This window comes from Hanamia caeni, from assembly GCF_003721595.1.
Lineage (GTDB): Bacteria > Bacteroidota > Bacteroidia > Chitinophagales > Chitinophagaceae > Ginsengibacter > Ginsengibacter caeni.
The window spans coordinates 344,739-360,391 of the sequence record NZ_RJJR01000001.1; the positions used below are offsets into that span (position 1 = coordinate 344,739).

Consider the following 15,653-nt stretch of genomic DNA (forward strand, 5'->3'; position numbering starts at 1 on the left):
AAGTTTAATGCCTGAATTTTTCTTTTGCCGATTTTATTTTTTGACTGAACAGTTCATTGAATTTATTGTTGGCGCCTTTCAGAATTAAAATCAGCGAGCCTTTTTCCCTGGCATAATTATCAGTTATAGAATCACTCAAAATGGCTGTAGTAAAATCTTTCAGGAAGGGGCGTTGCATTTCATTTTCGTCGTCAGTTATTAAAATCATATTGTAAACCTGCACGTTTTCAGGCAGCCAATAAAGAAAACTTGCATTGGCGCTGTAAACCGTTGGAAGATCGTATTGTTTTCGATAGTAATTGATAGCTCCGGCCTGGCCATAATTATCAGCAAAAATGAACGTCTGCTTTTTTTCGCGTTTGGTTAGTGAAGAATACGCTTTAGCTGTTTTAGCCGCCATTTCTTTCCATCCCAACATGTCTGCAAAATCCTGGGGCAACTGATGGTCTTTCAAATCCTCCCATTTCAAAAGCCCGGTCTTTTCTAAATGTGCCTTTCCATAAAACTGCGCAAGCTTTTGTGGCTTCCATACAGGCAGCAACAGCGGAATCATAAAAGTTCCGGCCACAACAGGTATGGCAATAAATGCAAATGTCCACGCTTTAAAATGCAGCGTGGCAAAGCGTTCCAGTTGCACACCGCCAAAAGCAAATAAAATGGGATATGCACCCAGCGCATAATAACTTTTACCCTGGAAATAAAGCAGCAATACAATTACGATTAAATATGCCCATGCAAAAATTTGATATTCCCTTTCCCGGAAGATTACAAAATACAAACCCGCAATCCAGATAAACACACAAGGCAGGTTCATTAAAATCTGGTCTGATAAAAATCCGGAAGGCTCTACATATTGTAATTGAAACTGGTGTAGTTCTTCCATGTGCGTGATAACGGGAAAGCCGTAATGAATTTGCCATAAAAGATTGGGCAAAAAGATCACGAATGCAAGGATGCATGAAAAATAAAAATGCTTATTTAGAAATATTTTTCTATGGCTTGAAATGAGCAAAGCAAGTAAAACACTTATAATAAAAAAAGCAACTGAATATTTACTAAGCATACCGAGGCCACAGCAGGTCCCAAAAATATAAAGCCACTTATTTTGTTGGGTTTGTATAAACCGCAATATGCTAAAGGCTATCATAGTCCAGAAAAATACTTCTAAAAAATTAGGCTGGAAAAGGAAGTGAATACGAAGATATGCTCCGAAAATAAATGGCAGAAATCCCAGCACCAGGGCAAGCCATTTTCCATTAAAAGAAAGAATTATTTTTCCTACCATTAAATACGTTAACGCTCCAAAAAGCGATGGCCAGAGCTTAACCCAAAACATTCCGGCGCCAAAAATATTGGTTATCCATGCGAATACCGACAGCAGCGGCGGCACTTCCATGTAGCCCCAGGCCATGTGGTGGCCTTCAGCAAGATAAAGAAACTCATCTCTTTGGAGCGAATAATAAGAGCTTTGCAAAAGGAATGGAAGAATAAATTTAATTGCTGCAAGTGTATATAAAATCCTTTTTTCCTTTTTCATTTTTAAAATAATTTATGCGTATTTTTTTTTACTGATGGATCGAAATAGAAGGACTTAATAAACAATGGTCGTGTATGCCTACTTTTCCTTAGTAAATAAACAAATATTTCATTTTTTATTTTCAAAAATAAAATTCGTTACCTTTTCCAATTTATAATGCAATTCTTTCTTATGCGCAGTAAAAATTGTATTGCTGATAAAATCAATCAAGACTTTCTTGTGAAAAGCGATAATAAAACATCAACTATTTTATGAAAAAGAAATCACTTTTGCTTGTTTGTATAGTTGTATCCTTTCAATGTTTTTCACAAACAAAAATTTTATTTGATGACGGCTGGCGGTTTCATCGCGGTGATGTAGAGAATGCCAGTCAAATAAATTATAATGATGGCGATTGGAGAACTATTGATCTTCCTCACGATTGGAGCATTGAAGATTTGCCAGGCACTCAATCGCCTTTTAGTCCTGATGCCATCAATGGTGTCAGCGTTGGTTTCACCACGGGCGGTATTGGCTGGTATCGAAAAACGTTTACGCTACCGTTAGTTGGTCGTAAACCTAAAACAGCTGGCGCCGATGAAAGAATTATTATTTTGTTTGATGGTGTGTATATGAACGCGGATGTGTGGATTAACGGTGCGCATTTGGGCAATCATCCATATGGATACACTTCTTTTTATTATGACATTACTGATAAAGTCAACAGGAATGGAAAAAATGTGATTGCCGTGCAGGTAAAGAATGTCGGGGCAAACAGCCGTTGGTATGCGGGTTCCGGAATTAACAGGCATGTATGGCTGATACAAACCAGCCCGGTTCATGTCGCTCAATGGGGAACTTTTTTAACCACGCCTGAGGTAAGCCCCGCGTCAGCCAAAATAAATGCGGGTATCGTTGTAGTGAACGAAACGAACGCTGCAGCAAACGTCACGGTAGTCACCAGGATTGTAAATCCAAAAGGTGTTGAGGTAGCAAGGGCATCCAACAGGCAAACGATTGCAGCGAATAATTCATCTCATTTCAATAACAGAATGTCAGTGAAATCCCCGGATTTATGGTCAACAAAAATTCCGCATTTATATAATGCTATCATCGAACTTTACGTAGACGGCAAACAAACAGATCAGCAAACTACCGCCTTTGGAATCCGCAAGATTTCTTTTGATGCTACAAATGGTTTTATGCTCAACGATAAGCCGATGAAATTAAGAGGTGGATGTTTCCATATTGATAACGGGCCGCTGGGCGCAAAGTCGCTCGACCGTGCAGAAATTCGCCGTGTGGCCTTATTGAAAGCCAGTGGATTTAATGCCATTCGTTGTTCTCACAATCCTCCCGCTGCGGCCTTTTTAGCGGCGTGCGACAGCTTGGGTATGTTAGTAATTGACGAAGCGTTTGACTGTTGGACAGAAGGGAAAAATCCTGACGATTATCATGTGTATTTTAAAGATTGGTGGCAGCGCGATTTGCAAAGTATGGTGCTTCGTGATCGGAATCATCCTTCCATCATTATGTGGAGCATCGGCAATGAAATCCCCGGAATGGACAGGCCTTCAATTGCTGATACAGCAAAGCTTTTGGCTAATTACGTTCGTTCACTTGATAATACAAGACCCGTTACTGCTGCGGCAAACAGTGTTTCGGATAAAAAAGATCCCTTTTTTGCTGCCCTTGACGTATCCGGATATAATTATGCGAAGGATAAATATGTAAGTGACCACCAGCGCAAGCCTGGCCGTATTATGGTAGCAACGGAATCGTATGCGTTGGAGCAATTCGATTATTGGATGAATGTGGTGGATCATCCCTGGATCATTGGCGATTTCGTGTGGACGGGATATGATTACATCGGTGAATCAAGTATTGGCTGGTACGGATATCCCCAATCCAAAAATTTATTTTATCCCTGGAACCTTGCCTGGTGTGGCGATATAGATATTTGTGGATGGAAGCGCCCACAATCTTTTTACCGGGATGCACTTTGGAAAAAGAATCAGCTTTCTGTTTTTGTCAAACCACTTCATCCTTCGTTTCCCGTGAACACAAAAAAATCAGAGTGGAGCAAATGGAATTGGGAGGATGTAATCTCAAACTGGAGCTTTGATTTAAATGCCGATTCATTGAAAGAGAACCCGGATGCGCTTTTTGAAATCAATGTCTATTCTTCGTGCGATGAAGTTGAATTATTTTTAAATGGAAAATCATTAGGCAAAAAAAACACGAACCGGTCAACAAAATTTATGGCGGTTTATCATACTCCTTTTGAACCCGGACAGTTGAAGGCAATTGGATATGACCATGGTAAAAAAGTAAATACTTATATTTTAAATACAGCAGAAAAGCCATCGCTCATTCATCTTTCTGCAGATAGAAAAGTTATAAGTGCCGACAACCAGGATTTAAGTTATGTTACGGTTGAGTTAGTTGATAAAAAAGGAAAGCTCAACCCTAATGCGGAAAACCTGGTCCATTTCGAAATTGAAGGGCCGGGAACCATCGCCGGTGTGGGCAATGCTAATCCTGTGAGTGTTGAAAGCTATCAACTGCCTCAGCGCAAGGCCTGGCAGGGAAAATGCATGGTGATTATCAAATCAAAAAAACAGGCAGGGAAAATAATCTTAAAAGCATCTTCGCCGGGACTACAGCCAGCGCAATTTATGATACAAGCGCAATAAAGGGTTAAATAAAAAAATAAAAATTGCGGCTAAATATTGCTTTACTGTTAAGAGGAGAAGTTATTTGGTATTTAGAAAACATAAGGAAATAAAACTCTTTTTATAATAATCAGTACTTTCATCATATGAAAGAAAAAAGTTACAATAAAAATCTTGTTACCATTATATCAACAGTAGCCGCTACCGGCGGCCTTTTATTTGGATTTGACACAGGCGTCATTTCAGGAGCGATTCCGTTTTTTCAACAGGATTTCCAGCTAAGCAACAGCATGGTTGAAAACATTACTACCGCCGGATTAGCGGGCGCCGTTATTGGCGCTATGTTTACCGGAAGATTGTCGGATATTTTCGGAAGAAAAAAAACTATCCTGGCTGCGGCTGTCATTTTTGTTTTGGGTGCTGCATGGTCTGGATGGGCGCCCAATCCAACGTTACTGATTCTTTCCCGGTTATTTATAGGTCTCGCAATCGGGATTTCCTCTTTTTCTGTGCCCTTGTATATTGCTGAAATTTCTCCCACACATATCCGCGGACGGCTGGTATCGTTGTTTCAATTACTGATTACAATTGGCATCCTCGTTTCTTATTTGAGCGATCTCGCTTTTGCCAATAACAATGATGTTGAATCGTGGCGGCCCATGTTTTATGCGGGCATTATTCCCGGATTTATTTTATTAATCGGAATGTTCTTTTTGCCCGAAACACCGCGGTGGCTAATGAGCAAGGGCCGTGAAGAAGAAAGCCTGCGCATTTTGAGAAGAATTGAAGAGCCCGCTCTTATAGATGAATCAATGGCGCGTATGAAAGAAGAAATAGAGAGGTCAAAAGAAAAGCCAAATTTGCGCGAAGTGTTCAGGCCATGGCTTCGAAAGGCGTTAATCATTTCTGCAGGCATTATGTTTTTTCAACAATTTGTGGGCATCAATACTGTTATTTATTATAGCCCCAAAATATTTATGATTGCCGGATTTGAAGGCGCACGCGCAGGAATCTGGGGCGCTGTAAGTGTCGGCGTTGTGAATGTGGCTTTCACAGTTCTTTCTTTATTCATGATTGATAAATTGGGCCGGAGGAAACTTTATTTCATTGGCTTAAGCGGTATTGTAGCTTCACTGATTGCCCTGGGGTTTGTATTTGCCTTTCATGACAGCCTTGGAGATACCGGGAAATGGCTTGCCATTATTTTTGTGTGGGTCTATATCGCTTTTTTTGCGATAAGCCTTGGTCCTCTCGGATGGCTGATCATTTCAGAAATTTTTCCGCTTCGTGTCAGGGGAATCGGTTCATCTATCGGCTCGTTATCCAACTGGCTGTTTAATGGCATTGTTGCCTTTACTTTTTTCAAAATCGTGAAGCTACTGACTGCCGCGGGCAGCGGTATTATCACGCATGAGAGTGTTTATGATGCAGCTACCAATACATTTTCTGAACAAGCGGTTAATAATGGCAATCCTGCCGGCGCTTTTTGGTTTTATGCTGCCATAGGAATTATTGGAATTTTCTGGGGTTATTTTTACATCCCCGAAACGAAAGGAATTGCTTTGGAAAAAATCGAAGCTCACTGGCGTTTGGGCGGAAAACCAAGAGCATTAAAAAATTAAATTGCAAAGTTTTCTGCAAACTTTCTTAGCTGGATATTGACGTTTACAGGAAAACCTGAAACTTATTTTGCCTGGTACCGAATGGCCTGGCCATGATAATACTTGTCAACTTTATTATCAAACCAATACTCATCTGTAAAAATATTGCCGGCCTTATACCTTATGTTTTCCCATGTTATCAGGTAACTTTTTGATGATGGCGAAGATGTGGTAGTTATGAGAAAAGTGAGTTTTGTATTATCTGAATTTACAAACTGCCAATCCTTAATAATGTGTGTACCGTTCAGGCCATCCAATAAAGAGCCGGTGCCATCAGGATAAAATGTGTAAATCTCAAGGGAGCGATCTCCAAAACCAACAGTGTTGTTAGTTCCACCCCGTGAAAAATAAATAGAGTCTCCTCCAAATACTGCGCGTAACTCAGTTGTTTTCCAGGGATAGGCTGTAAGTAACGCTTTAGAAAAAGAAGAATCTTTAATTAAAACTGTGTCTTTTTTAATGACTGTATCTTTTTTGATAACAGTTACAGTATCAAAAACTATTTTTTCCTTTGTGCAGGAACTTAGACCAGTAGTGATAGATAAAGACCAAATAACGAAAATAAATCCGGATAAGCTTATTATAAATCTCATACAGTTGTTTTTTACAAAAATATATTTTCTAACCGATAATCAAAAGAGCACCTACTTATGAATCTCGCTGGTAAAATGAAACTCAATGTCGGGATTATTGGTGCGTTCGGTATTTAAGAACCATTCGCTTTGTGCAAGATAAACCAACAGCCCATCTTTATGGCGGGCGATGTTTGAGGATTTAAATTTGATAAATTCTTCCAGCTTTTTTGGATCCTTTGATGTAATCCAGCAGGCTTTGTAGTAGGGGAGCGAATTAAGCTGAACCGACGCGCCATACTCATGCAAAAGGCGATATTGAATTACCTCAAATTGCAATTCACCAACGCACCCAATAATTTTTTTGTTGCCGCCAAATTGGGTAAACAACTGGGCTACGCCTTCGTCCGTTAATTGAAGCAAGCCTTTTTCAAGCTGCTTTGTTTTCATCGGATCTTTATTAACCACTTCTTTAAATAATTCCGGGGAAAATGAAGGAATGCCGGTGAAATAAAAATCTTCTCCCTCTGTAAGCGTGTCGCCGATTTTAAAATTCCCGGTGTCAAACAAGCCTACTACATCTCCGGGAAACGCAGATTCTATAATGTCTTTATCACGTGCTAAAAAAGAATATGGATTGCTGAACCTCACATTTTTGCTCAGCCGTACATGATGAAAGTATTTATTGCGTTCAAATTTTCCCGCGCAAACTCTTAAAAATGCAATCCTGTCGCGGTGCCGCGGATCGAGGTTTGCGTGAATTTTAAAAACAAATCCGCTGAATTTATTTTCATACGGTTCAACTACTCTTGTGGTTACTTCGCGCTCCTGGGGCAAAGGCGCAATTTTAATAAAGGTTTCCAGCAATTCTTTTACGCCGAAATTATTGATAGCGCTTCCAAAAAAAACAGGAGCCACCTTGCCGTCTAAATAGTTTTGTTGATCCAGTTCTCCATAAACGCCATCGATAAGTTCAACATCTTCGCGCAACCGGGCAGCATCTTTAGTGCCCAACTTTTGTTCCACAATTTCATCGTTGATATTGTCGATAGGAACATCTTCTTCCGTAATTTTTTGATTCGGTGTAAAAAGAAGAAGGCTTTTTTCATACAAATTATAAACGCCTTTAAATTCTTTACCCATGCCAATAGGCCAGCTTAGCGGATGCAATTGAATATTTAATTCCGCTTCTATTTCATCTAAAAGATCGAACGGGTTTTTTCCATCACGGTCGAGTTTATTGACGAAAACAATCACAGGCGTATCACGCATGCGGCATACTTCCACCAGCCTTTTTGTTTGTTCTTCCACTCCTTTTACAGAATCAATCACCAGCACCACGCTGTCAACAGCAGTCAATGTACGATAAGTATCTTCAGCAAAATCTTTGTGGCCCGGCGTATCGAGAAGGTTAATCAAAATATCTTTGTATTCAAAGCTCATCACGGAAGTAGCCACGGAAATGCCGCGCTGCCGCTCGATATCCATAAAATCTGATGTTGCGTGTTTTTTGATTTTATTGCTTTTCACCGCGCCTGCGGTTTGTATCGCGCCACCAAAAAGCAAAAACTTTTCTGTTAAAGTGGTTTTGCCTGCATCCGGGTGTGAGATGATAGCGAATGTCCTGCGTTTTTTTATTTCGTTAGCCAATTTTGTATTTACTTCCGCCTGCATGCTGCTTCAAAAAATTTTGGCTGCGAAGGTAAGCTAATGTGCTAAAGTGAAAATGTGAAAAAATGCTAATGTGCCAATTTGCTAATGTGCTAATTTGAAAATGTAATGCCTGTAAAACCTAAGATACTATAAATTTTCACCATACAATTTCAGCAGGTCAATGTAAGTTTTTATCCCCTCTTCAATATCATTTAAAAAGATAAATTCATCAGCAGTGTGGCTGCGTGCCGAATCTCCAGGGCCGGTTTTCAACGCCGGAAAATTCATCAAAGCCATATCCGAACAGGTGGGAGAGCCATAAGAAGAAAGTCCTGCCTGCTTACCGGCTTTTACCAAAGGATGCGTCTCGCTGATAAAAGAAGATTGTAGTCTTACAGAGCGTGGGTGAATTTCGCTTTCAATATTTTCGTTAATTACAGTAATAACTTCTTCGAAAGAATACAATTCATTTACGCGAATATCCACAACAAAGCTGCATTCAGATGGAACGATGTTGTGCGTTTTGTTTTCTGTATTCACTGAGGTAACGGCAATATGAACCGGGCCAAGCAAAGAAGAAACTTTTGGGAATTGAAAATGTATCAGCCAGCCAATATCCTTAACCGCAATGTATAAGGCATTAATGCCTTCGTCACGCGCTGCATGCCCTGCTTTTCCGTGAGCGATACAATCCAGCACCAGCAAGCCTTTTTCAGCAATTGCCATATTCAATAAAGTGGGTTCGCCCACAATAGCGCAATCTATTTTTGGTAATTTGGGTAAAAGAATTTCAATGCCGTTTGTTCCTGACACTTCTTCTTCTGCGGTTGCAGCAAAAACAATATTAAACGGAATGTCTTTTTCAAAAAAATAAATGAAGGTAGCCAGCAGAGAAACCAAAGGGCCGCCGGCATCATTGGAACCCAGGCCAAATAACTTTCCATCTTTTTCAATTGGCTCAAAGGGAGGTAACGTATATCCTTTATTTGGTTTTACCGTATCGTGATGCGAGTTCAGTAACAGAGTTGGTTTATTACTGTCAAAATTTTTATTCCTTGCCCACACATTATTTAAGTAACGATGACATTCAATTTTTTTTTCTTCAAAAAAACCTTCAATGCATGTTGCCGTCTTGTCTTCCCCGCGGCTAAAAGATGGAATCGCAATTAATTGTTTTAATAATTTAACTGCATCAAAATATAAATCAGAAATATTTATTGCTTTACTCATGCATTGAAAGTTTGGTGCCACCGCTTCCATTGATTAAAGAAGAAATTTGTGATGAATTTCCAATTATCACTTCCTTTACTCCTTTATTAATTGCGTCAAATGAATTATCAATTTTTGGCAGCATGCCCGCAAATAATTTGTTTGTTTTTTTCAGCGATGCAAATTTTTCGGGGTTAATATTTGCTATGACTGAATTTTCATCATTTACGTCTGATAATACACCGTTTTTTTCGAAACAAAAAATCAGCCTCACTTCAAAATCATCTGATAGTCTCACGGCAATTGACGAAGCGATGGTATCTGCATTAGTGTTGAGTATTTTGCCTTTTGTATCATGTGTAAGCGGCGCTACCACCGGGGTTAGGTCATTTTCAAGAAATAATTTCCATGTGCCGGGATTGATTTTATCGCTTTCAATATCCCCTGCCCAGCCATAATCTATTTCTGTTACTTCGCGCTTTTTTGCCGGTATCAAATTGGCATCAGCGCCGGTAATTCCAATGGCATTGCAATTAAAAGATTGCAGTTTGGCAACGATTTTTTTATTCACTAATCCACCATAAACCATCGTCACTAAATCAATCGTTTCGTCATCAGTGATTCTTCTGCCGTCAATGTATTTTGAAACGATGCCTAATTTATTACCAATTGAGGTTGCAATTTTTCCGCCGCCATGCACTAAGATTCTTTTATCTGGAATTTTTGAAAAATCTTTCAAAAAGGAGCTCAATTTATTTGCGTCATCAATAACATTGCCTCCAATTTTTATGACAAATAATTTTTCCAAAACAGAGTTATGAATTATTGAAAAGTATTTAAATAGAAAAAAGTTTTATTCTTCAAGGAATCTAAAATCCTTAATATTTAATGTATATAGTTCCACTTTATAACAAATTGCTGTTGCTCCTATCAGGGCATCGGGTAACGAAAGCTTGTGAGAAAGACTAAAATCTTCTACTAATTTTACTGCCATTTCAGAAATGATTGTGTCAATTGGCAGTACTACAAGTTGATCCATATCTTTATGAATTGCTTGCAATCCTTTTTTATTTCGGGCACCAAAAAAAAGTTCACCACGGGTAACATCGGAAACTGCCAGATTCTGCTGCCCAATTTGTTTTACTGATTCAATAATTTTATTGTTATCACGATAAATTTCTATAAAAATATTTGTATCGCAGAGTATCATTTATTCCTATTCCAGGCTTGTTCACGAAGTTTATCAGCATCTATTGAGTAATCCTTCCATATTCCGGTTGACAGGGTAAACTCAGACTTACCTGTAGTACCTGTTTTGGGTATTTTTTTTAATTCAGCCTCTATATTTAATGCTTTCAAAAACAGAATCAAAGCCTTTATTTTATTTTTATCAGGATTATTTTTTAAAATTATTTCAACCATATTTCTATATTTATGAATGACTATCTATAAAGATACTAATGAAATTTAATAACTGAATGTATTAAACGTTTCTAAGTATTTCCTGAATAACTGCCTGTGCTGCCCATACGCGGTTTCCAGCCTCTTCAGTGATAATGCTGTTGCCGCCATCTAAAATTTCGTCGCTTAATTCTACATTTCTTCTCACAGGAAGGCAATGCATCACTTTTGCATCATTAGTGGTCTCCAGTTTTTTGTTATCCAACAGCCAGTTGTCATCTACGTTAATTATTTTTCCATAATCCTGATAGCTGCTCCAGTTTTTTACATACACAAAATCAGCATCCTTTAAGGCTTCATCCTGGTTATGGATTATCTCTGCGCCGCTGGTAAATTTTTCATCCAAATCATAACCCGCCGGATTTGTAATTACGAAGTTCGCATGTCCCCATGCGTTTACCCATTGAGCAAAACTATTGGCAACACATTGTGGTAAAGCTTTCACGTGCGGTGCCCAGGTTAATAACACTTTTGGTTTGGTTTTGTTTTCTACAGGCAGATGCGATGAAATGGTTATGATATCCGTCAGGCTTTGCAACGGATGCAGCGTGGCGCTTTCCAGGCTGATTACAGGTATCCCGCAATATTTTACAAATTGGTGTAAAACTTTTTCAGCATAATCCGATTCCCGGTCCTTTAATGTTGGAAAAGTCCTGATTCCCAGGATATCAAAATATTTTCCCAGGATTGGCGCTGCATCTTTAATGTGTTCGGCGGTGGTTCCATTCATCACTGCGCCTTCTTCAAATTCAAATGCCCAGCCCTCCTGTGAGGCGTTAAAAACTATCGATTCCATTCCAAGGTTTTGAGCTGCAATCTGCGTGCTCAGGCGGGTTCGCATGCTTGGATTTAAAAACAGGAGCCCAATACGTTTTCCTTTTCCCAAAGAAGAATTTGAGAAAGGATTTGTTTTAAAATGCAATGCAGTATGTACGAGGTCATCTATATTTCCTGCATCATTTGCTGAAAGAAAGTTTTTCAATATTTTAAAAAATTGAGTTGGATGAAAAAATTACGCATTTACAGATGCAGGAATATTTTGCTTTTCTGAAAGAAGAAAGTTTACTTCTTCCCTTAAGGCATTTAAAAATTTATCTGCATCTTTTTTATCTAATGCCAAAGAAGGCAATAATCTTATCACATTTGGTTTGGCATATCCCGTAAAAATTTTATGCCGTTTTAATAGGTTCGCCCTAAGCTCCTGCAATTCTGAAGGTACATCAAATCCAATCATCAATCCTTTACCGCGAACATTTTCCAGCGATGGAATTTTTGCAATCTCATTCAAAAGATAATTCCCAGTTTCATCCGCATTCTTCAAAATATTTTCCTTTTCCATTACCTCCAAAACTGCAATGGCAGCAGCACAAGCTAAATGATTGCCGCCAAAGGTGGTTCCAAGCATGAAATGTTTGGCCGCAATGGCCGGTGAAATAGAAATAGCACCAATAGGGAATCCGTTGCCCATCCCTTTTGCCATTGAATAAATATCTGCCTCTACATCTGCCTGGTCCTGCGAATAAAATGTACCTGTTCTGCCGTACCCACATTGAACCTCGTCAGCAATAAAAACTGCACCATATTGATTGCATACATTCCGAACCAATTGTAAAAATGTTTTTGACGCCACCCTTATTCCGCCTACGCCCTGGATGCCTTCTACGATAACGGCACAAATTTCATTGCCATTTTTTTCAAAATACTTTTTTAATGCATCTTCATCATTAAAGGGTAGAAAGGCGACATTTTCTGTTTCATTTACAGGAGCAACAATGGACGGGTTGTCTGTTGCTGAAACTGCCAATGATGTTCTTCCGTGAAAAGATTTTGTGAAAGCAATAATTTTTTTTCTTCCATTGTGAAATGAAGCGAGCTTCAAAGCATTCTCATTTGCCTCCGCGCCGGAATTGCACAGAAATAACTGGTAATTATTTTTGCCCGATACTTTGCCTAATTTATCTGCTAATTCCTGTTGCAGCGGGATTTTAATTGAGTTGGAATAAAAAGCAATTTTTTCCAATTGGTCTTCAATTTTTTTAACCCAGTGTGGATGGGTATGACCAATACTGATTACCGCATGGCCGCCATACATATCAAGATATTCAATACCCTTATCGTCCCAAACGTAGGAGCCAAGGCCTTTCACGATATTAATATCATTAATTGGATAAACGTCGAATAGTTTCATAGTTTTATTGCTTTAGGCTTAATGCCAAAAGCCTAATGCAGGCAAAAGCCACTTTCGACCTGCTGCTTAGCGCTTTCAGCCTCTAATTGATTTTATTAAGTTTATAAGTTTCGCTTTTATCTCATTTATCTTTTTTAATCCTGCATCAAATGATGACTCTGAAATATATGACAAATCGTTTATCAAAATAAAACAGTATTCTACTTCCTGGGCAGAACCTAATGCAATATCTAAAAAATGAGCAAAATCTTTTTCAGTATTTCTTCCACAACCTTCCACTATGCTCAAAGGAATAGAGTAAGACGCACGTTTAATCTGGCTACACAATTCGTATTGCTCCGATTTTGGCATTTGTGGAATAATATTTTTATAAACAAATAATGTCAGTTCATGTCCTTTAACCCAAACATCATATTTCTTATAATCTCTCATTTTATGTTTAACGCCTAATGCTTAATGCCGGCTTACGCTTTGTGCCTTACGCCCTCTGCTTTCGGCTTTCTGCCTTTAGCTTTCAGCTTTCAGCTTCAAAAGTAATTCGCTTTCAGCTTTAGCCCTTCGGTTTCTTCAAGGCCAAACATCAAATTCATATTTTGCACCGCCTGCCCGCTGGCACCTTTTAAAAGATTATCGATGGCAGAATGGATTACAACAATTTCGCCGACCTGTTCCAGGTTGATAAAGCAATTGTTTGTATTTACCACCTGTTTTAAAAAAATCGGCTCATGACTAATTTTTATAAACGGATGCCCTTCGTAAAATTGTTCGTATAAGTTGTACAGTTCAGAAAGCGTTTCAGAACATTTTAATTGAGAAGTGATAAAAATCCCTCTTGTAAAATCGCCGCGCCACGGTACAAAATGAATCGACGGTATTTCCTTTTCTCCTGACACGCTGCTTAAGGTTTCATTTATCTCGTTTATGTGTTGGTGTTTTAAAGATTTATAAGCCTGCACATTATTTTCGCGCCAGGAGAAATGAGTGGTTTCACTTTTCGATTGTCCCGCACCGGTAGAGCCTGTAATGCCTGTGCTGTAAACATCTAACAATAATTTATTTTTTGCCAGCGGCAACAAACCAAATTCAATACTGGAAGCGAAGCAACCGGGATTAGAAATATTATCTGATTTTCTGATCGCTTCCCTGTTTATTTCCGGAAGGCCATAAATGAACTTTCGGCCTTTGATTTCTGAATTTTCTTTTAACCGAAAATCCTGCGACAAAGAAATTGTTTTTATGTTTTTGGGAATATCATTTTCTTCCATGAAAATCTTCGAATCTCCATGGCCCACACAGAGGAAAAGCACATCAATATTATGGCCTATCTGGTGAGAGAATTCCAAATCAGTTTCTCCCAATAAGTCATGATGAACACTGCTGACTTTATTACCTGCATTGCTTTTACTGTGTATATAAATAATTTCAGCAGAAGGATGATTGAGTAATATCCGTATCAATTCGCCTCCGGTGTAGCCCGCGCCTCCAATTATTCCAACCCTGACTTTATTTTCCATCTGTACTATTTTTTACAGCATGATAAATTGCTGTTTGATTACCAAATATTTTGCTGAAGCCCCTCACATCTTCTCCCGTCCAGCCGGTGTTCATCTCTCCATATTTTCCAAATTTGCTGCTCATCAAATCATAGGGCGATTCTATACCATAAATCTGAAAGCGATACGGCATCAACTGAATAAAAACGTCACCTGTTACATTTTGCTGCGAAGATGTGAAAAAGGCTTCAATGTCTCTCATCACCGGATCTAACAGTTGCCCTTCATGCAGCCAGTTGCCGTAAAAATCTGCTAACTGGCTTTTTAAAGTTAGTTGCCATTTTGTAAGCACATTTTTTTCCAGCGCATGATGAGCTTTAATAATGATTACCGGAGCGGCAGCCTCAAAACCTACTCTGCCTTTAATTCCGATGATGGTATCGCCCACGTGAATATCGCGTCCAACCGCAAAAGGCCCTGCAATGCTTTGCAAATATTGAATGGCTTCAACAGGGTTATCAAAATGAGCATCATTTATGCCTTTTAATTCCCCTTTCTCAAAATGTAATTTTATTTCTTCGGGATTATGTTTGCTAAGCTGGGTAGGCCAGGCGTCTTCCGGCAGCATCCCATTTGAACTTAATGTTTCTTTTCCACCCACGCTGGTACCCCACAATCCTTTATTGATTGAATAAACTGATTTCTCAAAATTCATTTGTACCCCCTTTGATTTCAGGTAATCAATTTCTTCCTGCCGTGATAATTGCATGTCCCGAATAGGCGTTATAATTTCCACTCCCGGGATCATTATATGAAAGATCATATCAAATCTTACCTGGTCATTGCCCGCTCCTGTGCTGCCATGAGCTACTGCATCAGCGCCAATTTTTTTTACATGCTCCGCAATATGCAAGGCTTGCGAAACCCTTTCAGCGCTTACACTTAAAGGATAGGTATTGTTTTTTAAAACATTGCCAAACACGAGGTATTTAATGATGGAATCGTAATAACTTTTCGTTGCGTCTACGCAGATATGAGATGCAACGCCCAGCTTATAGGCATGTTCTTCAATCCGCTTCAATTCTTCATTCGAAAATCCGCCTGTATTTACAATAATGCTGTGCACCTCATAGTGCTTTTCGTCAGTAAAATATTTCACACAATACGAGGTGTCTAATCCACCGCTAAAACCTATAACCACTTTTTTGCTCATTACTAATTTGTT

At 39.0% G+C, this 15,653-nt stretch carries 14 protein-coding genes; 2 read left to right on the forward strand and 12 right to left on the reverse strand.

The features are described 5' to 3' along the window. Nucleotides 1-4: 4 nt before the first annotated feature. Complete coding sequence (locus tag EFY79_RS01605) at nt 5-1,537, reverse strand: glycosyltransferase family 39 protein (RefSeq protein WP_123118914.1); 1,533 nt, start codon at nt 1,535-1,537, stop codon at nt 5-7. Nucleotides 1,538-1,788: 251 nt separating this feature from the next. Between EFY79_RS01605 and EFY79_RS01610 the strand changes: the two genes are divergently transcribed. Both EFY79_RS01610 and EFY79_RS01615 read left to right on the forward strand, forming a co-directional pair. After that, entirely contained in the window at nt 1,789-4,212 is a 2,424-nt protein-coding gene (locus EFY79_RS01610) for a glycoside hydrolase family 2 TIM barrel-domain containing protein (protein ID WP_123118915.1), read from the forward strand. A gap of 125 nt (nt 4,213-4,337) precedes the next feature. Beyond that, a complete protein-coding gene (locus tag EFY79_RS01615) occupies nt 4,338-5,813 on the forward strand; it encodes a sugar porter family MFS transporter (RefSeq protein ID WP_123118916.1) in 1,476 nt (491 codons plus the stop codon). 62 nt (nt 5,814-5,875) lie between these two features. Here EFY79_RS01615 and EFY79_RS01620 read toward each other — a convergent pair whose 3' ends face one another. From EFY79_RS01620 to argG, 11 genes are all read right to left on the reverse strand, one after another. Continuing rightward, a complete protein-coding gene (locus tag EFY79_RS01620; protein ID WP_123118917.1) occupies nt 5,876-6,445 on the reverse strand; it encodes a hypothetical protein in 570 nt (189 codons plus the stop codon). A gap of 51 nt (nt 6,446-6,496) precedes the next feature. Continuing rightward, nucleotides 6,497-8,098 (reverse strand): peptide chain release factor 3, encoded by a 1,602-nt coding sequence (locus EFY79_RS01625; RefSeq protein WP_123118918.1) that lies wholly within the window; start codon nt 8,096-8,098, stop codon nt 6,497-6,499. Between the two features lie 126 nt (nt 8,099-8,224). Further along, the gene (locus EFY79_RS01630; protein ID WP_123118919.1) at nt 8,225-9,307 is read right to left on the reverse strand and encodes a M20 family metallo-hydrolase; all 1,083 of its coding nucleotides are present in this window, start codon (nt 9,305-9,307) and stop codon (nt 8,225-8,227) included. Beyond that, nucleotides 9,300-10,094: an acetylglutamate kinase gene (gene argB / locus EFY79_RS01635; RefSeq protein ID WP_123118920.1), complete on the reverse strand. Its 795-nt coding sequence runs from the start codon at nt 10,092-10,094 to the stop codon at nt 9,300-9,302. Before argB ends, EFY79_RS01630 begins: the two co-directional genes overlap by 8 nt. A gap of 45 nt (nt 10,095-10,139) precedes the next feature. Further along, nucleotides 10,140-10,496 carry a type II toxin-antitoxin system VapC family toxin gene (locus tag EFY79_RS01640; protein WP_123118921.1) on the reverse strand — a complete coding sequence of 119 codons (357 nt, stop codon included), beginning with the start codon at nt 10,494-10,496 and terminating at the stop codon, nt 10,140-10,142. Then, nucleotides 10,493-10,708 carry a hypothetical protein gene (locus EFY79_RS01645; RefSeq protein WP_123118922.1) on the reverse strand — a complete coding sequence of 72 codons (216 nt, stop codon included), beginning with the start codon at nt 10,706-10,708 and terminating at the stop codon, nt 10,493-10,495. The genes EFY79_RS01640 and EFY79_RS01645 overlap by 4 nt, the downstream gene beginning before the upstream one ends. A gap of 61 nt (nt 10,709-10,769) precedes the next feature. Beyond that, on the reverse strand, nt 10,770-11,729 hold the full coding sequence (locus EFY79_RS01650; RefSeq protein WP_123118923.1) for a Rossmann-fold NAD(P)-binding domain-containing protein: 960 nt from the start codon (nt 11,727-11,729) through the stop codon (nt 10,770-10,772). Between the two features lie 30 nt (nt 11,730-11,759). Beyond that, on the reverse strand, nt 11,760-12,935 hold the full coding sequence (locus tag EFY79_RS01655; RefSeq protein WP_123118924.1) for an aspartate aminotransferase family protein: 1,176 nt from the start codon (nt 12,933-12,935) through the stop codon (nt 11,760-11,762). A gap of 75 nt (nt 12,936-13,010) precedes the next feature. Beyond that, on the reverse strand, nt 13,011-13,367 hold the full coding sequence (locus tag EFY79_RS01660) for a four helix bundle protein (RefSeq protein ID WP_123118925.1): 357 nt from the start codon (nt 13,365-13,367) through the stop codon (nt 13,011-13,013). Nucleotides 13,368-13,462: 95 nt separating this feature from the next. Further along, the gene (argC, locus tag EFY79_RS01665; RefSeq protein WP_123118926.1) at nt 13,463-14,449 is read right to left on the reverse strand and encodes an N-acetyl-gamma-glutamyl-phosphate reductase; all 987 of its coding nucleotides are present in this window, start codon (nt 14,447-14,449) and stop codon (nt 13,463-13,465) included. Further along, nucleotides 14,439-15,641 (reverse strand): argininosuccinate synthase, encoded by a 1,203-nt coding sequence (gene argG, locus EFY79_RS01670; RefSeq protein ID WP_123118927.1) that lies wholly within the window; start codon nt 15,639-15,641, stop codon nt 14,439-14,441. Before argG ends, argC begins: the two co-directional genes overlap by 11 nt. Between the last annotated feature and the right edge of the window lie 12 nt (nt 15,642-15,653).